Below are 22,067 nucleotides of genomic sequence, written 5' to 3' on the forward strand. Positions count from 1 at the left end.
AAATTCCTACATTTTGATGTTGGAACTTTTATGCACTTTCATATTAACATTTACAAATTAATTTCAATCTTAAAAAATTGAGTTAGCTAATATATAGAGTGAAGCCAATTAACGGAAAGCCTAAACTAAATACGGAAAAATAAAAAAAACTAAATTGAAAATCGTAAAGTTCATTGATGCTAACACCACCACTCAAAGAGGATAAATTTTTAAATCACCCCCACGTCCTACTCATTTAAAATACATTTGAATCGTATGATGTTGGATAGTGTTAAACTGTTTATTAGAATTACACTCATAATAAATACCTTAAAGTAATGCAAATGTGTTTGTTTGAAATTGTTTTATCGATTAATAAATAAGTGTTTGTTAAGATTATAGATTTCAAACAAACAAAATGGTATACTGTATACATCAAGTAAGTTATACCAAAGGAGTTGTCATAGATATGAATATAGGATATGTAAGGGTAAGCACCGTTGAACAGAATGATGCTAGACAAGTTGAAGCATTGGCTAAACACAATATTGAAAAGTGGTTCAAGGAAAAGGTATCAGCTAAAGATACAAACAGACCTCAGTTACAAGCTATGTTAGACTTCGCTAGAGAAGGAGATACAATATACATACATGATTTTAGTAGACTTGCTAGAAGTACAAAAGACTTGTTAGAACTGATAGAGGTACTTCAAGCCAAGGGTATTAACCTAGTTAGCAACAAAGAGAACATTGACACCTCTACACCAACTGGTAAGTTGATGCTTACTATGATAGGTGCTATAAATGAATTTGAACGTACGAACCTTTTAGAACGACAAAGGGAAGGCATAGCATTAGCTAAGGCTGACGGTAAGTATAAGGGTAGAAAGGAAATAGGTTATCCTTCTAACTGGGAAGAGGTTTATAACCAAATGAAACAAAGAAAAATTACTGGTAACAAAGCTATGGAATTACTGGGACTTAAACGAAATACATTCTATAAATTGGTGAAGGACTATGAACAGTAGGTTTGTAGTTCTTTTATATTTTGTAGTTGTCCCATTCCGTTTAATCAGCTTGTTATCAAATCATAAGGGTTATATAAATCCCCTTAAAAGATGATAAAAAGGTGGAATGTAAAAATGAGTAAAGGTATTTTAGAAATGAACAATGGAAGCAACAACAATAATGGTGGGGAAAAGAAAGAAACTGCTTTAAGATTCTTAAAAGAGGGAGAAAGCCTTATAGTAGGAATCCCTTCAATAAAGGAGTTCTACTTAAAGCAAATCGTTAGTGTGTATGATTCAGTAATCAACTCCCCTGTAATACTTCCAACAGTTGTAGAAAAAGGTGAGAAAACACTTTATGATGCAGTGGTTAAAGAATTATGGAATGACTATGACAAAGAAAAAGGCAGTAAGGATGAAGAGAACAAGAAGGTTCTTAACAAAATCAATGCTTTAAAAAGACAAGACTATGTGTTCTTTGGAATGAAGGATATTAACACTGGTGAGGACATCATCCTATCAATGGGAATCAACTTAGAAGAGGGTAGAAGGAACAAAGCAGGGAACAACTTTTATCAAGCTATTACTAAGATGGAAAAGCATTTAAAGAAGTTCCCATTAGAGATAACTAAAGGTTCAATGGGGTCATGGACAATACTTCCGTACATGGAAGATTTAACGGATAAACAAGAAGTAAATTTTAAAGCTGCAACAGAGATCAGAGAAGAAGTTTATACATCAGTATTCTTCAAATCAAATGAAGAGAAACAAGCTTCCGATATAAGAAAGTTTGGAAAGAAATTTGGATTCAATGTTGAAAGAGTAGGTATTTCAGCAGACGAACTTTCTAGCGAGGAGATTAATACAAGTGTAGAGAAGTATTGCTTCTAATTAGGAAAAGGGGAGAATAGTCCAAATACCAAGTTAACGGAACACGAAGATCTACACACATTTTAATAATGTTTATGTCGAGGATCTAGTTCAATTGTTAGGATATATTAACATAAGGTTATAGCTGAGAATAGTGTTGAAATATATCCTACTCATATACAAAATTAACCCAATGTTATACAATTAAATTAGGTTGTAATTGTAAAATATGATTACTAATTAATTATAGATATTTGGAGTAATTTATGTTGGATGAAATTAAGTGGCTAGAACCTTGGGATTCACTTTGCACAAAATCAGACTCTTTTGAAAAGGAACTTTACCACGAAGTTGGAATACTTCATATATTGTATGGTAGAAAAGTTTCAGCAATAGGAAGAAGATATGACTGTGATGATTTTTTATTTAGAGTGTATGATTCGGAGTTTGAATATGTAGTAGTACACTTAACCTATTCTAATTCTGTAATGGAAAAGATTAATCCGAAATATCCTAGAACAACCGTATTTAAAGATTTGGATACTTGGATTAATGAATGTATGATACCAGCACATTCAGAGTATATGATTGATGAAGAAGAATAGTTAAAAATAATGGTCAATATTCTGATATTATTAATTTGGTGAGTAAATTTCTTTTGCTACGTCTCAACAGTAAAAAATATGAAATAAAGATAAGTGGTGGTTAATTGTGTTAGAGTTTATAGCTAAAATATATCTGTTTAAAGAAAATGGTGGTGTCATGATAGGAGACGGGTGGTCTGGTATGATGCCTTCATTTAATATGGATGGGGACTTAATAATGTCACGGATTATAGCATATGAACCTTTAACAATAGAACAATGGCATGAAGTTTTGATTCAGTTGCCATATGGTAATGAGTTTGAAGAAATAAAACAAAGACTTAAGAATAACTATGAGTTTAAACTTAATGTTGGTGGCAAGGTACTTGGAAAAGGTATAATAACGTATATTGATTAGTTAACAATATACGGAATTAAAAATAATTTAGTTATATTAAGAAGTCTATTGTATCTTATTCTTTATTTATGATAAAATTATTGTAGTTACAAGGTAATCAAAACCTACTATAGCAAATACATATAAACCACCTTACTGCTAACTTACTGCAAATTCAAGGGTTAAGGGCAGTGAGAGAGTTAGTATAAACTATTTATGATATAACTTCTAAACCACCAGCAACTATTGAGTGGGAATAGAAAAATCCTTTAGAAATCAATAAAAATGCTAATTATAAGTGTCTACGATATTTCTTAGTTTATAAGAATGTCGTAGACACTTTTTTGTAAGAAGGTTCTTGAAATGACTTTTTTTCGCTACCAAACATAAATTAAATAGTAATTAGCTCAAAGCTATTTATTAGTGGAATATTTTCATAGTAAATATTAATTTTGTACTATATAAAGAATTCTGATAATGATGTAAAATATTACGATAAATGTTATATGAATTGAATAACAATAACCTAATATATTCTCTCTTTTTACTCTTTATTTGAATAGCATTCGTAACGTTGTTGAGATTAAGATACATAAGACTTATAGAAAGTGAATGGCTAAATAAAGAGTAAAACTGTATGTTGGAACGTAGTGAGTTTGCAGTTTTAGCAGTGGAATATGACAAAATCATTTTAATTCTTTGTGCAAGCTCATCTAAGTATCGGATCACTGACTATTTAATTTCAGCACAGTGCTTTAACAGTGCAAAATATTAAGAAAAAGTTTAGTAGTAATATGCCTCAAGTTTCTTCTAATTGCTGGAAGGTTGAAGGACTTTTCCATAGCATATATAATAAGTAATATATATGAAAATTTACATAAGGTTTAATGTACAAAACGCTATACAAATATTGTTCAGAATGGCGGTTTGTAGTTCAGTAAAGTTCTCAAGTATGGTGTATATTGGGTAAGTAAAAGTATTGTGCATAAAAAAGGGGGAGACTTATGAAGAGGTTCAATGAAAAGGTTTTTATAGGTTTTATAGGGCTTGTATTGGCAGTTGCTTTTTTTGTGGTATGTAATACTGTTGGTAAAAAGACGGATAAAGTAATTAGCAAGGACTCAGATGGACAAGGGTGGAAAGCAGATACAACACCTATAACATTTGATTGGTATATTGACTTTTCGTGGTTTACAACTAAATGGGGAACTAACCCTGTATCAAAATATGTTACAAAGAAAACTGGGGTTAATTTAAATTTTATGATTCCAAGCGGGGATGAGACAGAAAAATTAAATGCTATGATTGACACTGGAAAGCTGCCAGACTTTATTACTTTAAGTGCTGGGGATGATGGATATAAGAGAGTTATACAGAGTGGATTAGCTTTACCCCTTGATAAATTGGCAGATAAATATGATATGTACTTTACAAAGGTGGCAGATAAAGAAAAGCTTGACTGGTATAAGCAAGATGACGGGCATGTATATTGTTATCCTAATTTTTCTAGTACTGTAACTGATGAAAGTTGGAGAGAGGAAAAGCCCTCTAATCAGACTTTTTTAGTTAGAAAAGATATTTACGAAGCTATTGGAAAACCTGATATGAGAACCCCTGAAGGTTTCTTAAATGCACTTGAAAAAGCTAAGAAACTATTTCCCATGGTAAATGGACAGGAATTAATTCCAATAGGCTTTCATGAGTTTACTGATTATGGCAACCTTTCACTAGGAACCATTTTGCTCAATTTTTTAGCAATACCTTGGGAGAAGGATGGAAAGATATATGATAGGGAGATGGATCCAGAATATATTAGATGGTTAAAAACTTTAAGAGAAGCTAATGAAAGAGGATTATTATCGAAAGATATATTTATAGATAAGAGAGCACAAATGGAAGAAAACGTTACGGAAGGAAGATATTTTGCTCTATTATATCAAAGCTCTGATATGGCTGCACAGCAGTTAAAACTATATTCTAAAAATAAAAATCAAATATATATGGCGGTGGATGGTCCTGCCAACTCTAAACTTGAACAACCTAAATTGTCTGGAGATAGTATTTCAGGTTGGACAGTTACATTGATTTCAAAGACCTGTAAGGATCCACAGAGAGCTATACGTTTTTTAAGTTACTTGATCAGTGAAGAAGGAAATAGGGACTTATACCTAGGTGTTAAAGGTCTTACATGGGATGAAGTGAATGGAAAGGAACAGTTTAAGCCTGAGGTTTTAGACTTACTAAATAAGGATAGAATAGCATTTGACAACAAGTATGGTGCAGCTAATACTTATTGGATGCTGGCGGATGATAACTTACAAGAAAAATGGACACCGCCTAATGCTGAGCCAATTAAGGAAATAAGTGATTGGGCAAGTGGAAAAACCTATAATTACTCCTTATTCGATGATATTAGTCCATATGGAAGTACTGAGGAAGGAATGAATTTATACAGAATTAATAGTAAGTGGCAAAGCACATTAAAGGACTTGCTTATTGCTGGGAGCGATAGTGAGTTTGATAGTATATTAAAGGAATTTAATACATATAGAAGTGAGAATGGATGGGACAAGATACAAGAATATAAGCAGAGAAGATATGAAGAAAACAAGAAAAAATTAAATTTAGTGAAATGATCGTAGCATTACTAACTTTAATTATTGGCTATGTTTAATAATATTGTTGAAATTAAGTGGTTATGAAGGAGATGCTATATTAATTCTTTGAGTAAGCTCATCTAAGCATCGGATGACTGACTGGGTAATTTCAAACAGTGCTTTAACAGAGCCTAATTATTATTTTATACATGCTGCAAATAGTCAAAAGCTTGGCTTTTAAAACAGATATAAATTAAATATACGTAGAAGAACTATATAAGTAGGAGCAAGATAAATGATAGATAAAGGGATAGTATTTTTGAAAAAAAAGGTTGTAAGCGTATTTACTAATAGTACTCTAATGAAGCGGTTAATCATAACATATATACTTATAATTGGAGTGCCTATAATAATTTTTTCTTTTTATACATTTGCCTCACTTTCTAAAAATGCTAAACAGGATACTATAAATAGAGCTAATTATGATCTCAATAATGAATATGATAGCGTTGAAAAAAATGTTTATATAATGAGAAACATAGTTAATTCTATGGAGGTAAATAGTGAAGTACTTGAATATCTGCAGTCTGATAATATGCAAAATGTGAGAAATTTAATAGATTTCAAGGATAGAACCTATAGACAGGTAATAAGCCTGCAAAATAGTAATCCTACAATAAAACAAATCAATATATTCACCGATAACTCAAAGACAAGTGAGTTGTGGCCTACGTTTTATAGAGTTGATAGGATTAGCCATAATGATTGGTATAGAAAGACTCTTGAAAAAAATGGCTCTGAATATTGGAATATCAATCATTATGATAATGATATAAAAATTAATTCTGCATATAATGATGAGTCAAAGGATCTTGTGGTATCTCTAAATAAGGATGTTGAGTATCAACATAATAAGTATTTAGGAATTAGCAGAGTAACAATGCGGTCTAAGGACTTTTTTCCAAAGATGTTTCAAGAAAATATCATGAAAAGTGGGCAGATATTTTTTATAAATAAAGATAATATGGACATAAAAACAGATGATAATAGTTTATTATTAAAAAACACTAGCTTTGATATGAAAAAGTTTAAGGAAGCTATAAAAGATAAGTTAGTATATGAAAAGGGACAAATAACCTATAGCCAAGGAAAAGAGGATTATATTGTATTGTACAAAGAGTCTCCAATACCAGATAATTACTTATTAAGCGTAATATCCACCAACAATATCTTACAGGGGGTGAAGGACTCTAGACTTGTACTGATTTGGGGATCTTCATTTTTGCTTATAATATTATCTGTTGTTATTCATTACTCAACCAAGAAAATTCTTAAGAGGCTGTACAAAATTATTAATGCAGTTAAGCAAGTGAGAAGTGGAGATTTGATGCCGAGTATTGAAGTATATGGTACTGATGAAGTAGGTGTGCTTGCCCATAACTTTAGACAAATGATGAAGACCATAGATTTGCTTATTAAAGAGAGTATAAATAAAGAGGTAATGACTAAGGAAGCAGAGTTAAAGGCATTAAAAACTCAAATAGACTCTCACTTTCTGTATAATACCCTTGAGAATATAAGAATGATGGCTTTAGTTGAAGAAAATTATATTGTATCTGATTGTTTGGCTTCTTTAGGAGATATGATGAGATATAACATGAAATGGAACAATGAATTTGTGCCCTTAAGTGAAGAAATAAAGCACATTAAGAATTACATAGCTTTAATGACTTTAAGATATGACTTTGAGATAGTTTTAGAGGTCGATATAGGTGAGGAATTTCTTAATAGGGAGATATTAAAGTTAACTATTCAGCCATTAGTGGAAAATGCAGTTAAACATGGTCTTGCTGAAAAACTAAGAGATGAGAATGGAATTATATATATATCTGTTCATACTGATGAAGACTATCTATATTTAAGTGTCATGGACGAAGGAAAAGGAATGGATACAAAACAAGTACAAGCACTACAAGAACATATAGATGGAACTGTGAATAAAAACTTTGGAGTTGGACTTAAGAATGTTAATGATAGAATAAAACTTTTTTATGGGAGTCAGTATGGTATTGTTATAGAAGCTCAAAAGTATAACTATACAAGAATGATCCTAAAGCTTCCTAATCAGCAAAAATAGGAGGCTAATTTATGAGAACTAGGGTATAAGATAAAATTTTAATATAGGATTTTAGGGGGGGATAAGCATTAAATAAAACTTTAGAAAACATTATGAAAGCATATACTATTATTACAATATATAGTGCAATAGTTTTAAGAGTTGATTCTTTTGAAGTACTATTCAATAAGTGAATTTGATAAAACTATTGGTAAAACAACTAAAGCATTTAGAAGCTGGGATAAAATAGGAACATTAAAACCTATTAGAGCATAGCAAAATGGATAAGATATTATTCACAAGAACAACTTAATCATTTTTTAGCGTCAAAGCAAGAAAATAACTTAAACAAAAAAATAATTGGATACTGTAGAGTTAGTTCCCACAAGCAAAAAGATGACCTTGAAAGACAAATTGAAAATGTTAAAACGTATATGTATGCCAAATGTCATCAACTTGAAGTTATTATTTATATAGTAATTGGAGTTAACTACAATAAAAAGGGATTGAATCAATTAATAGATATGATAACTAATTCAGAAGTTAAAAAGATAATGATTCTATATAAATATAGATTGTTGAGATTTGTATTTGAAGTTATAGAAAATCTATATAATAAATATGGAATAACTATTGAAATCATAGACAATACTGAAAAGACAGAGGAACAGGAATTAGTTGAAGATTTAATTCAAATTATTTCAGTTTTTAGTTGTAGATTGCAAGGTAAAAGAGCTAATAAAGCGAAGGAAATGATTAAGGAGTTGTTGGAGAATGATACTGGCCAAGAAAGTTAGAATTATTCCAAGTATAGAGCAGGAACAAAAGCTATGGCAATCTGTTGGAACTGCACGATTTATTTATAATTGGACACTTGCAAGACAAGAAGAAAATTATAAGAATGGTAGGAAATTTATATCTGATAATGAGTTAAGGAAAGAAATAACTCAATTAAAGATAACAGAAGAGTTCAGATGGCTTAATGAGGTATCTAACAATGTGGCAAAACAATCTGTAAAAGACGCTTGTGAAGCTTTTAAAAGATTTTTTAAAGGATTAGCAGATAGACCAAGGTTCAAAAGCAAAAAAAAGTCTAAACCATCATTCTATAATGACAATATAAAGTTGAAAATTAAATCTAATATGATTTTAATTGAAAAAGTAGGCTGGATTAAAACAGCGGAACAAATACCAATGGGTGTTAAATACACAAATCCAAGAGTAAGTTTTGATGGTAAGTATTGGTTTATAGCCGTAGGCATAGAAAAAGAAAAACCAGTGGTGGAGTTAACTGATGAATCAATCGGTATAGATGTTGGAGTGAAAGATTTAGCTACATGCTCCAATGGTATGACTTTCAAAAATATTAATAAAACCAAAAGAGTTAAAAAGTTGGAAAAGAAATTATGTAGGTTGCAACGTAAAGTATCTAGAAAATATGAATTAAATAAAGAAGGGAGGGAGTTTGCCAAAACCAGCAACATTATAAAGATCGAAAAGCAGATTAAATTACTTCATAGAAAATTAGCAAACATAAGAAGTAATCATAGTCACCAAGCAACGAGTAAGATAGTGAAAACCAAGCCGTCAAGAGTTGTTATGGAAACACTTAATATCAAGGGTATGATGAAGAATAGACACTTATCAAAAGCAATAGCAAAACAATGTTTGCATGAGTTTAAAAGACAACTTCAATATAAATGTGAGTTCAATGGAATTGAATTTGTTGAAGCTGATAAATGGTATCCATCGTCAAAGACCTGTAGTGAGTGTGGTCATGTAAAACCAAAGATTTCATTATCTGAAAGGACATATATCTGTGAAGAATGTGGCTGCGTTGTAGATAGAGATTATAATGCAAGTTTAAATTTATCACGATATAAATTAGTAGTTTAACCACTTAAAAGATACTACTAATATGTACCATGCGTTGTATGGGAATTTACGCCCTTGGAGTGTTATATCAAACGAAAGTAGTATATTCTTTTGAAATATAAAATCGGACACGTTGAACAGGGAATTAAACAAGCTTTATAAGGTTTTGGCAACGGGATAAATGTGTATTCAGTTATGATTGTAGACGATGAACCAATTATCCGAATGGGATTGAAAAAAATAATAGCTTGGGAGGAATATGGGTTTAAGATTGTTTGTGAGGCACGAGATGGGGAAGAGGCATTGAAACTACTTGATGAACATAGTATAGATTTCATTGTATCAGATATTAAGATGCACAAAATAAATGGAATCGAACTACTAAGGACTATAAGAGATAAGAAATTAGATACTTTCGTATTACTGTTAAGTGGATATGATGAATTTTCCTATGCACAGGAGGGTATAAGACTTGGAGCCTTTGATTATATATTAAAACCAATAGATTCGGAAAAACTTAAGAACATACTGATTAAAGTGTATGAAAAACTTAAAATGAAAGAAAAGAAGGAGCAGGAATACAGCATAAACAAAATTATGTCAGGAGAGAAAATACTCTACGATTTGTTAAGAGGAAAAAACTTGATTATGATTGATGATTATATTACACAGTATAATCTACCGTTAATCAAAGGTAAAATTCAGGTGGCAATATTTGAAATAAATGACATTGTTGTTGGCAAAGATGACATAGATGATGATGCTCAGTGGAATAACTTAGAAGATAGATTTAGGAATATAATAGAAGAAGAGCTTAAGAAAAGTGATATAGATCATTTTCATGTTTTAGACGAAGACTTAGGAAAAAAGATTATTATAGTACAGACTGAAAGAGATATTGAACTACAAGCGTTTAATGAAAAATTTATATTCTGTCTAAAAGATATATTTAGAAGAGTAAATGAGGAATTACAAACTAAGATAAATGTAGGTATTGGCAATTCCTATAATCAGATATACAGTATTTACAAAAGCTATTTAAATGCAAAAGAAGCACTAAGATATAAATATGTATTAGGTACAAATAGGATGATACATATAAGTGAGTTGCAGGAAAAAAGGCAGGAGAATTTTGTTTACCCAGTAGAAAAAGAAAAGGCACTTATTGACTCAATAATTTTAGGTAAAGAAGATTCGCTAAATATGCTTAGGGAGTTAACTGAAGAAATAGCTCAAATATTAAACTTTGATATGTTCAAGATTAATATTGCTTTCACGCAGGTCATATATGATATTTATAATACTGTACTGAAAAAATATAGTTTCTTAGAGGATGTTTATGATTTAAGTCAAATGATAAAGGTTGGATTTATGGGTGTTGACACCTTTGAGGATATTGAAAAGCAGCTCACAGATAATATTATGGGGCTTATAGGGGCTATAAAGGAATACAACCTAAATCAGAATGATAATATAGTTCAAAAGGCTTGTGAATATGTACTAAGTAATATAGATAAGGATATAAAATTAACATCAATGGCTTCTTACTTAAATATAAGCAAGAACTATCTATGTTCCATATTCAAACAGCAAACAGGAGAAAACTTTTTGGAGTATGTAACTAAGGCTAAGATGGAGAGAGCGAAGATATTATTAAAGAAGCATGACTATAAAGTCTATGAAGTCAGTGAGGTTTTAGGCTATAGGGAAACTGCTTATTTTAGTAAACTCTTTAAAAAGCATACGGGATACAATCCAGCGGAATATAAAAAGTGTATTTTGTGATGGAAAAAATAATATGCAGTTTAGTGAAATTAAGTGGTCAGTCATCCGATGCTTAGATGATCTTGCGCAAAGAATTAATATGATTTTTTTCATATTAATTCTAATAGCTCTCTCATATAGCATCTTCTTCATGACCAATTAATTTCAAAATATTATTATATATAGGGAACCCTTATGAAAACTTAAATTATACTTGTTATAAAATGCCGGTTTATTGGGATTATTGGGCATGTATAAATTATAATATATGAAGGTTATAGAAGAGCTAGTTAGCATAAAAAGTAAATAGTTAAAGTATATTGCCTGCCAGAGTTTCCTTATAAATATTAGCAAAGGCAGATGCTCAAAAAAATCACTGAAGAATTGCTTCAGTGATTTTTTTGTCTAGGAATAAATAAGTTTTTAGGTAATAAACTTGATAATTATTTTCATGTAAATGTTTAAATTCAGTAATTTTTTAGTACTCAATCGTAATTTCGTACCATTTTAGTAAAATGCCATTTAATATATCATAAATATTGTAAAAACAAATCAGGGGGGGAAATAAAATGAAAAAAAAATTGCTTTCAGCAGTACTAGTGGGGATGTTTTCTATAGGTTTAATAGGATGCGGATCTGGTTCTGCTGATACTTCAAAAACTGCTGATGCAGGAAGTGCATCAAAGGACAAGGTTAATTTAAACGTTTGGATAATGCCTAATAGTGGAACTCCAGATAAGGACTTCATGGAGATTATTAAGCCTTTCCTAGACAAGAATCCAAACATAAAGGTTACACCTACTGTATTAGACTGGGGTTCAGCTTGGACTAAAATCACTGCAGCATCAACTAGCGGACAAGCACCTGATATTACTCAGCTAGGTAATACATGGGTTTCAGCTGTAAGTGCAATGGGAGCATTAGAGGATTTAACTCCATATTATAAGGATTTTGGAGGGGACGATGCTTTTGTAAAGGCTACTCTAACTACAACTGGTATAGAAGGTAAGAAAGAAAGATATGCAATTCCATGGTTTATAGATACTAGAGCTATTTATTATAGAAAAGACGCTTGCGAAAAAGCAGGAGTAGATCCTAAAAAGGATTTTGATACATGGGACAGCTTTAAGGCTGCATTAAAGAAATTAAACGGAGTGGAAATCAACGGAAAGAAGATGGCTGCTCTTGGAATGCCAGGTAAAAACGACTGGAATGTTGTTCACAACTTCTCATGGTGGATATGGGGAGCAGGTGGAGAATACATTAAAGACGGTAAGGCAGTTATAAATTCTCCTGAAGCAGTAGAAGGAATTAATTACTATGCAAGTTTAGCTGCAGATGGTTTAATGCCTAAGGCAGCTTTAGAAAAGAATTCATCTGAAGTTGAAGCGTTGTTCAATAGTGGTGAATATGCAACTATTTTCTCAGGTGCTTACCTTGCACAAACAATAAAAAATGAATTTGCAAAGGATAGCACTAAATCTTTAGATCCTAGCAAAGTTGGAGTTGCTATAATTCCAAAAGGACCAAAAGATAGATATGCATTCTTCGGTGGAAGTGATTTGTCAATATTTAAATCTTCAAAGAATAAACCAGAAGCTGCTAAGCTTTTAGCTTATCTTGCATCAGCTGATGCACAGGTAGCATATGCTAAGAAACACGGTAACTTGCCAGCTAATGCTAAATCATTTGATGACAAATTTGTAACTGATGATCCTATGTTATCTGTATTCAAGCAACAATTACAATATGGTAAATCATATCCTTCAATCCCAGGTTGGGCTCCATCAGAGTCATTATTACAAAAAGGATTATCCAATGTATGGGACAATGTAATGGGTGTTAATGGAGCATATGATCCTGCTAAGAATAAGAAAGAGCTAGATGCAACAGTTAATGATGTTAATGCAGTTCTTAGTCAGCAACAATAATAGTTAAGTTAAATTATACAGGGGTTAACCCTGTATAATTTATATCGTATATATATAAGCGGTTATAGGAGGAAACATATGGAGATAGAAAAAAGTCCCAATACAGTGACAACAGCTAGACCCAGCATTATACAAAAAATACGAAAAAATAAATTTGCATATTTACTTATAACACCAGCAGTAATCGCTATGATAATAGTACAGCTTATACCTATGATGCAAGGGTTATATTTTTCAGTGCTTAAGCTTAACCAGTTTACATTGAAACAATTTTTAAACGCACCTTTTGCTGGCTTTGATAATTTTAATAAGGTTCTGTTTGATACCTCTAGTAACATGCGTTCAGGATTCTTAGAAGCCCTTAGAAATACAGGTATATATGGATTTTTTTGCAGTGTATTAGTTATAGTTTTAGGCTTGGCATCAGCCATGGTAGTTAATAGAGAATTTAAGTTTAGAGGAATAGCTAGAACTTTATTATTAACTCCTTGGGTTGTACCTTCTTATGTAGTTGGTATGTTATGGGGATTTATGTGGCAGCAAGACACAGGAATTATCAATAGAATACTAGTGGATTGGCTACATATTCTTCCAACTAAACCTTTTTGGCTTACTGGACACAATGTACTTGCAGCAATAATAATACCTACAATATGGAGAAATGTTCCGCTTGTAATGATAATGCTTTTAGCAGGGCTTCAAAATATATCTGATGACTTTTATGAGGCAGCAGAAATAGATGGAGCGAATGGAATACAAAAGTTTAGAAATATTACATTACCATTACTTAAACCGGTAATTGGTATTCAAATGTTATTTGGGCTAATTAATTATATATATTCTTATAATATTGTTTCAATGATGTTTGGACATGGTGCTGGATATCCAGGTAAGTGGGGAGATCTACTAATGACCAATATCCAGAGAAACTCGTTCCAGACTTGGAACTTTGGTACTGGTGCAGCAGCTACTATCGTTGTAATGATATGTGTTCTCTCACTTGTGGCAATATGGTATAGAGTATTTAGAGATAGTTTGGTGGTGGATGAATAATGGCTATTAGTTACGTACAAAGCGTTAGAAGAAAAAAGAAAGTAAAGCATATAGCAGCGAATATTATATTATTTATATTAATAGTATGTAGTATATTCCCAATACTTTGGATGGTCTTAAGTTCATTAATGACTCAAGGAGATCTAGCAACAGGTACTCTAGGAAAGCCAAATCATTGGCACAACTATGTTGAAATGTGGCAAAATATAAACTTCTTTGCATATCTTAAGAACAGTTTAATTATTTGTGGTGTAACTACTTTAATTACCTTAGGTTTAGCAATTTTTGCTGGATATGCAGTAGCAAAATATAAGTTTCCTGGCTCCGGTATATTCGGGGGGACAGTTCTTGCCACCCAGATGATACCAGGTATGATGTTTTTGCTACCTCTATATATAATGTTTATCAAGATTCAAGAAAACTTTGGCATAAAAATAGTAAATACTTATCCAGGAGTAATTATAACTTATTCCGCATTCTTTATTCCATTTAGTATTTGGATACTTAGAGGTTTTTTTGCAACTATACCAAAGGAGCTAGAAGAAGCAGCTCGTATAGATGGATGTTCAAGATTTGGAGCGTTAATAAGGATAATATTACCGATTTCTACTACAGGTATTATTGCAACAGGTATATATATCTTCTTAATGGCTTGGGATGAACTTCTTTTTGCTTGGGTACTGACTACAGATATTTCTACTCAGACAATTCCAGTTGGAATAAGACTTTATGTTGGTAACTATCAAAATAGATATGATTTAATGATGGCAGCAAGTGTTGTAACTACAATTCCAGTTCTAATAATATTCTTCTCACTTCAGAAGAAGTTTATTAGCGGTATGACAGCAGGAGCAGTTAAAGGATAAATATTTTATTTATATAAAAATAGGGGTTTAAGATAAAATCCCTATTTTTCTTAGAGTAGTTAATTAAAGTGTTATATCTGCTAAGAAGAATAGATATTCCTAGCTCAGTTATTAAGTTATAAGTGTCCGATAATCCCCAGAAGACGGGATTATCGGACAAGATAAGGAATACTATAATCTTATGTAGGTATATGTTTAAGATATAAGGAGTGTTAATTTGTGAAAAGTAAAAGGCTATATTTAAGTATAGGGATAATATTAACCGTAGCTTTAATAACCTTTATTGGAATAAATATTATTAAAAGTGAAAGAAAGGACTCAAATATGAAGCAAGCTGGAAAAACGAATAATGAGAAAATGAAGTTAGTATTTGAAGACGACTTCAATGAAAATGGAGCACCAAATAAAGATAAATGGAGATATGACCTTGGAGGATCTGGCTGGGGAAATGAAGAAAAGCAGTGCTATACTGATGAGCTTTCTAATGCTAAGGTTCAGGACGGAAAGCTGATAATTACTGCAAAAAAAGAAAAATATAACTTTAATGAATATACTTCTGCAAGGCTTTTAACTAAACAATCCTGGCTCTATGGAAGATTTGAAATAAAGGCAAAATTGCCAAAAGGCACAGGAACTTGGCCAGCAATATGGATGATGCCCGAGGATAGTGCTTATGGATCATGGCCACAAAGCGGAGAGTTAGACATAATGGAGCATGTTGGCTTTGATTATGGCACAATACATGCTACGGCACATTCACTAAAATATTATTGGAAGGCAAATACACAGAAAACTGCACAAGTAAAAGTTGATAATGTTGATACTGAATTTCATGTATATGCTATGGAGTGGAGACCTGATAGGATAGACTTTTTTGTAGATGATAATAAGTATTTTTCTGTAGAATATGATCCTAAAACTGATAAAGAGGAAAAATGGAAGTCATGGCCATATGACAAACCATTCCACTTAATATTGAATATTGCAGTTGGCGGCAGCTGGGGTGGACAAAAGGGCATTGATGACAGTATTTTCCCACAATCTATGGTAGTTGACTATGTGAGAGTTTATGACCTTGGAATAAAGAAATAATTATAATTTTTATTGGAGGGTATTATGGTAGAAAAAATAAAAAGTTCAGCATGGAATTTCATTGGAGAAAATGGTGAATTTGTGTTGGACAACCCACACAAAACTAATGGTTTATATTTTCCACTAGCAAATGAAAATGGAATGATGAGTTCAATAACCCCATTACTAGCAGGAGATATTAAGGTAAATCAGAATGCCTTTCTAATGGAACCAACATCAATAAGAAATTTAAATTTTTCATCAACCTCAAGAAACTTTTGGCTAAGTTTTAATGAAGGTACTTCCTGGTCAGCAGCAGGAAACTCTTCTGCTCAAATGAAGCTTAGCTTCCAGGAGGATAGTGAAGAAACTGTAAGATTACATGGTGGATTTCTATGGCAAAAGGTTGTAAGAGAAAATAAAACCCTTGGTGTAAACGCAGAGATAACAAGCTTTGTGCCTGTTAGGAAGCATAATGTTGAATTGATGAAAGTAACAATAAAAAATATTAAGGCAGAAAAAATAAGCTTTACTCCTACTGCTGCTATACCGATTTACGGACGCTCTGCGGATAATATAAGGGACCATAGACATGTCACCTCTTTGCTTCATAGAATATATACAAATGAATACGGAGTTGTTGTTACACCGACTCTAACTTTTGATGAAAGAGGACATAAAATTAATACACTGTCTTATTCTGTTCAGGCAGTGCAAGAAGATGGAAAGGAGCCCGTTGGATTCTTTCCAGTAGAAGAAGAATTTATAGGAGAAGGAGGCAGCCTTCAATGGCCCGAGGCTGTTGTAAGGAATCTGACAAGCTACTGTAAAAAAGGAGCTAATATAAACGGATACGAAGCAATAGGAGCAATAAGATTTGAGGAATGTGAACTTAAACCTGGAGAGAGCACTTCATATATAGTAATTATGGGTATTAGTGAAAAAGACTCTGACTTACAAAAATTTATAGATGCATATGGCAGCGTAACTAAGTTTGATAGTGAACTAGATAATAATAAAGCTTACTGGGATAGAAAGTTATCCAATCTTAAATTTGAATCTTCTAATGAAGCCTTTGATTCATGGATGAAATGGGTAGAGATACAACCTATTATGAGAAGAATATATGGATGTTCTTTTCTTCCTCATCATGACTATGGAAGAGGGGGAAGAGGTTGGAGAGATCTATGGCAGGATTGCTTAGCACTATTGGTTCTTGAACCAGAACCGGTAAGAGAGCTGCTTTACAATAATTATTGTGGAGTAAGAGTCGATGGTACCAATGCCACTATCATTGGAACAAAAGCAGGAGAATTTATTGCAGATAGAAACAATATATCTAGAACTTGGATGGACCATGGAGTATGGCCATTCATAACTACAAAGTTGTATCTAGATTTGAGTGGAGACTTAGAATTTTTACTTGAGGAACAAGAGTATTTCAAAGATAAGCAATGCTTCCGTTCAAAAGCTATAGATCATGAATGGGAAGAGAGCTATGGAAATAAGCAGAAAGATAATTCAGGTGAACTCTACAAAGGTAGTATCCTTGAACATATATTAATTCAGCACTTAACCGCTTTTTACAATGTGGGCGAGCATAATAATATAAGATTGGAAGGTGCTGATTGGAACGATGCTTTTGATATGGCAGAGGAAAAAGGAGAAAGTGTTACCTTCACTGCTTTATATGGAAGTAACCTTATGGACTTAAGTGAATTGTTATTAAGTCTAAAGGACAATCTGAAAATAAAATCCATAGTAATAGCTAAGGAAATGTCAATTTTAATAGATACTATTAATGAATTAATAAATTATAATTCGGTGACTGAGAAAAATAAGTTGTTAATGAAGTATCTAGAGCTTTGCTCCCATAATGTATCAGGAGAAAAAGTAAAGATTAGTATAGATGAACTATCCTTGGATATTAAAAGAAAAGCTATATGGATAATGGAGCATATCAAAAAGAATGAATTAGTAAGTAATTCTGAAGGTTTTCAATGGTTCAATGGTTATTATGATAATGACGGCAAAGCATTAGAAGGCGAATTTCAAACAGGAACAAGGATGACTTTAACTGGTCAAGTGTTCCCGATAATGAGTGGTGCTGCTGATAAAGAGCAGGTGGAAAAGGTTGTTGCAGCGGTAAATAGATATTTGAAGGATCCAAGTGTTGGTGGTATAAGATTAAACACTGACTTTAAAGAAGTTAAATTGAACATGGGGAGAGGCTTTGGTTTCGCCTATGGACATAAAGAAAATGGGGCTATGTTCAGTCATATGACAATAATGTATATAAATGCTCTTTACAAAAGAGGCTTTGTAAAGGAAGGCTTTGAAATAATAGACATGATATATAACCACTGTACTAACTTTGAAAAGAGTAGGATATTGCCAGGTATACCTGAGTACATCAATGAAAACGGAAGAGGAATGTATCATTATCTTACTGGTGCAGCAAGCTGGCTATTGCTTACAATGATTAATGAGGTATATGGTATAAAAGGTTTAATAGGAGATCTTATGCTGCAGCCTAAACTAGTTAAAGCTCAATTTGATAGTAGCTTTAGTGCATCAGCTTTTACAGTATTTAGTGGTAAGAAGATACACGTAAATTATAAGAACCAAGATGGGTTAGAGTATGGTGAGTATAGAATAGGTGGAGCTACATTAGATGGAAGTGCTTTAGAGCTTAAGCTAGTTGATGGATCACTTATTGTGGATAAAAAGATTGTAGATGAACTTCCTATAGATGAAGAACATGAATTAGTTGTACAACTAGTTGGAGTCTAATAGAATAAATCAAGTGTAATACTATAACGAAGCTTTCTATAAGTATAAAAAGTGATTTTGAAAACATGTTGACGGTTACAAAATAAAGAAATATAATCATATTGTAAGTGTATATGGAAAAAAGTGTAAAGTGATGGATTGTAACTGATTTTTTCAGGCTAGACCTTCATTAGTAAGAAATAGGGTAAAACCTAATAGCTTATTAATAAAGGTCTTTTTTACTGTTAAGGGAGATTAAATTTTCTTGCTAACTAAATCTAGTTATCTAGGAAAGTTTGAATAGATATTTTGAGCAAACAGTAAAAATACAGCTTGGTAACTGTTTGATATTTAGTTATTTAAGGTTATAGGAGGTTTGTTTATGAGATGCTATAACGAGGTTATAAACACAATTGGGGAAATGCCAGTGAGGATATGTATTGAAAGCATAGAAGAATTAAGTTATGGTTGTAATCCGAGTATTACTTTGATATTTGTTATAAAAGGGGAAATAACTCTAAAAAAGGGGGACAAGCTATATACATTAAAAGAAGAGGATATTATATTAATAAATCCTAATACAATGTATAGCATATTAGGTTTAAATTCTAATCAAGTTTATATTTTAAAATTAGATAATAAATACTTTGATACTTATTATAATAATTTTAGTAATTTAATATTTGAATTAAATTCAACTGAGATAAAAGAACAATATGTTGATGCCTATGATTATATAAAGAACTTAATGATTAAGCTTTTGCAAATATCTCTTAACAAGAAAAATGGATATTTATTAATAGCAAAGCATTTGACTATACAAATTGTAATAGTTCTATTAAATAATTTTACTGTACTGAATGAAGTGAGCTGCTGCTCTGAAAAAGAATATGACGAAAGAATAGACAATATAATAAAGTTTGTATTGGAACATTATAAAGAAAAAATAAGTTTAGAGGATATAGCAAAAAAATTTCATCTTAATAAACAATATATTTCAAGGTATTTTTCCAGGCAGATGGGCATTACTTTAAACAATTTTATAAGTAAGATAAGGCTGGAAGAATCTATAAATGATTTGAGAAATTATGATAAGAAAATTACCTATATAGCTTTAGAAAATGGATTTCCTAATCTTAAATCATACTTTAAAGCCTTTAAGGATGCTTACAATATGACACCTTCAAAGTATAGAAGTACTTATTTGAAGCAGGCTGATGCCAATATAATAGATCTTAAAGATTTAGAAGCTAACATGAAAGATATGATAAGTGCTGAAAATCTCCAGCTAAAACTTATGAATCAGGAAGATGGGTGCTATATAATAGACTGCAGTGTGGCAGAAAAAAGCTTAAATCAAAAATGGAGAAAGCTTTTAGCTTTTGGAAGAGCGGCAGAGGGAATGAGGGAGGAACTAAGAAATCAATTGAGATTAATTCAAAAAGAAATTCCTTTTCAGTATGTAAGGTTTCATGGAATACTATCCGATGAGATGATGGTTTATAGTGAAGATTGGGAAGGGAGAATAGAATATAATTTTACTTATGTTGATGAGTTAATAGATTTCTTGTTACAAATCAAGCTAAAGCCTTTTCTTGAGCTTGGCTACATGCCAGAGCAGCTTGCTTCAGAAAAGAAGTATATATTTGCGTGGAGAGCCAATATAAGTTATCCCAAGAGCATGAAGAAGTGGAGCGAATTGATAGAAAGCTTTGTACAGCACGTTATAGAGAGGTATGGAGTTAATGAAGTAAAAACTTGGTATTTTCAGATTTGTGACCAATGGGAATACTTTAATGAAAACCAACTAAAATATTTTGATTTCTTCAAAGAAACTTATAATAGTGTGAAAAAGGTGGAAGCAGGGTTACTTGTTGGAGGAACCTTTGACGAAAGCCTGCTAGAACAGTTTAGTATACTTAATGAAAAATATAATATTGTATTAGATTTTATTGCGTTTAGAGCTTATTCTATAATGCCTACAGGAAATTTAAGTGGTATAGAGAATATCAATAGGTTTAGCAAAAAGTCAGATAATAAGTTAATACTTCAGGATACAATAGACTATTGTACTTATACTAATGAGAACTTTATTAGTGAAACCATAGATGATTTTTTGGATAGAATAGGTAAGTATAGACTTGAAGTGAAAGAGGTGTTTATCTCTGAGTGGAATACAACTCCCAGTCAAAAGGATCTACTTCATGATACATGCTTTAAAGCTGCTTTCTTTGCAAAGAATGTAATAGCTAATTATGATAAAGTTCATGGAATGGCATACTGGTCTTTTAGTGATATATTTGAGGAAAGTAAAGCTAGTAACTATAGTTTTCACGGAGGTTTAGGCTTTATAACTAACAATACAATTAAAAAGCCTGTTTATCATGTATATGAATTGATGAATAGATTAGAAGGAAATATAGTGACGAAAGAGGAAGATTACATTGTTACCAAAAGTGAAAATGGTAAGGTTCAAATTTTAGCTTATAATTACTGTCATTTTATTGAGGAGACAAAGAAATGTCATTCAACTGATATAAGCATAAAGGAAAGATATCAGGTTTTTGATGAGCGAAGTAAAAGCATAAGTTTCATTATTAGAGGATTAGCTGGAAAAGCAGTTGAGAGGATATACAGAATAAATAAGAAAAATGGCTCTGCATATGATCAGTGGTTAACAATAGGTGCACCAAGGTATTTGTCTGGAGATGAGATTAACTATATTAAGGGGAAATCAATATTTGGATATGAAATGAAGGAAATAAGCATTGAGGGGGACTTTGTCATAAACGAGATAATGGAGCCCCATGAAGTTTTACTGATTGAAATTATTCCTAAATAACTGTAAATAAATATAATGATTAAGTAGTATACGAGTTGTTGTATACTATTTTTTTACTTCTAGGAAACTATAAAAGTTTTGCTAGCTAAAACTATCAAGATCAGAGGATTAGAATAGGTTAAGAGGATACGCAGATAATATAACTATTCCATTTTTTGACTTTGATTTATGAGTACTTTTTATAAAACGGTGTATAAGTTATAAATGAGTCAAAATATAATAATAAATTTATATGTAAAAAACTACAAATGGAAAGCTTTACAATTATTGAAAATGTATAATTAAATCACTGATTAGACAGAAGAAAATTAAATTCAGAAGATAATTTAAAAATCAAATCGGAG

General features: G+C 31.6%; 14 protein-coding genes and 1 pseudogene. All 15 read left to right on the forward strand.

All coding sequences use genetic code 11. From position 1 onward, the window contains the following. Nucleotides 1-448 precede the first annotated feature (448 nt). The 15 genes and pseudogenes from GXK57_RS21950 (at nt 449) to GXK57_RS22025 (ending at nt 21,723) form a co-directional block, all read left to right on the forward strand. Complete coding sequence (locus tag GXK57_RS21950; RefSeq protein ID WP_160680159.1) at nt 449-1,006, forward strand: recombinase family protein; 558 nt, start codon at nt 449-451, stop codon at nt 1,004-1,006. Between the two features lie 114 nt (nt 1,007-1,120). Further along, complete coding sequence (locus tag GXK57_RS21955; RefSeq protein WP_160680160.1) at nt 1,121-1,876, forward strand: hypothetical protein; 756 nt, start codon at nt 1,121-1,123, stop codon at nt 1,874-1,876. A 245-nt stretch (nt 1,877-2,121) separates the two neighbouring features. After that, entirely contained in the window at nt 2,122-2,460 is a 339-nt protein-coding gene (locus GXK57_RS21960) for a hypothetical protein (RefSeq protein ID WP_160680161.1), read from the forward strand. Between the two features lie 106 nt (nt 2,461-2,566). After that, nucleotides 2,567-2,857 (forward strand): hypothetical protein, encoded by a 291-nt coding sequence (locus GXK57_RS21965; RefSeq protein WP_160680162.1) that lies wholly within the window; start codon nt 2,567-2,569, stop codon nt 2,855-2,857. Between the two features lie 983 nt (nt 2,858-3,840). Next, a complete protein-coding gene (locus tag GXK57_RS21975) occupies nt 3,841-5,472 on the forward strand; it encodes an extracellular solute-binding protein (protein ID WP_160680163.1) in 1,632 nt (543 codons plus the stop codon). Nucleotides 5,473-5,728: 256 nt separating this feature from the next. Next, nucleotides 5,729-7,570, forward strand: a complete 1,842-nt coding sequence (locus tag GXK57_RS21980) for a sensor histidine kinase (protein ID WP_160680164.1) — start codon at nt 5,729-5,731, stop codon at nt 7,568-7,570. Between the two features lie 150 nt (nt 7,571-7,720). After that, nucleotides 7,721-8,346: pseudogene (locus GXK57_RS21985) on the forward strand (IS607 family transposase). Next, nucleotides 8,324-9,445 (forward strand): RNA-guided endonuclease TnpB family protein, encoded by a 1,122-nt coding sequence (locus GXK57_RS21990; RefSeq protein ID WP_160680165.1) that lies wholly within the window; start codon nt 8,324-8,326, stop codon nt 9,443-9,445. Before GXK57_RS21985 ends, GXK57_RS21990 begins: the two are co-directional and overlap by 23 nt. 174 nt (nt 9,446-9,619) lie before the next feature. Continuing rightward, complete coding sequence (locus GXK57_RS21995; protein WP_243156489.1) at nt 9,620-11,209, forward strand: response regulator; 1,590 nt, start codon at nt 9,620-9,622, stop codon at nt 11,207-11,209. Nucleotides 11,210-11,757: 548 nt separating this feature from the next. Then, nucleotides 11,758-13,119 (forward strand): sugar ABC transporter substrate-binding protein, encoded by a 1,362-nt coding sequence (locus GXK57_RS22000; protein ID WP_160680167.1) that lies wholly within the window; start codon nt 11,758-11,760, stop codon nt 13,117-13,119. A gap of 78 nt (nt 13,120-13,197) precedes the next feature. Continuing rightward, nucleotides 13,198-14,172 (forward strand): sugar ABC transporter permease, encoded by a 975-nt coding sequence (locus GXK57_RS22005; protein ID WP_160680168.1) that lies wholly within the window; start codon nt 13,198-13,200, stop codon nt 14,170-14,172. Beyond that, a complete protein-coding gene (locus tag GXK57_RS22010) occupies nt 14,172-15,038 on the forward strand; it encodes a carbohydrate ABC transporter permease (RefSeq protein ID WP_160680169.1) in 867 nt (288 codons plus the stop codon). The genes GXK57_RS22005 and GXK57_RS22010 overlap by 1 nt, the downstream gene beginning before the upstream one ends. Nucleotides 15,039-15,257: 219 nt before the next feature. Further along, complete coding sequence (locus tag GXK57_RS22015; protein ID WP_243156490.1) at nt 15,258-16,130, forward strand: glycoside hydrolase family 16 protein; 873 nt, start codon at nt 15,258-15,260, stop codon at nt 16,128-16,130. A 24-nt stretch (nt 16,131-16,154) separates the two neighbouring features. Then, the gene (locus GXK57_RS22020) at nt 16,155-18,902 is read left to right on the forward strand and encodes a cellobiose phosphorylase (protein WP_160680170.1); all 2,748 of its coding nucleotides are present in this window, start codon (nt 16,155-16,157) and stop codon (nt 18,900-18,902) included. Nucleotides 18,903-19,263: 361 nt separating this feature from the next. Continuing rightward, a complete protein-coding gene (locus GXK57_RS22025; RefSeq protein ID WP_160680171.1) occupies nt 19,264-21,723 on the forward strand; it encodes a helix-turn-helix domain-containing protein in 2,460 nt (819 codons plus the stop codon). Nucleotides 21,724-22,067 lie beyond the last annotated feature (344 nt).

Source organism: Clostridium sp. C8-1-8, assembly GCF_009928445.1.
Lineage (GTDB): Bacteria > Bacillota > Clostridia > Clostridiales > Clostridiaceae > Clostridium_AR.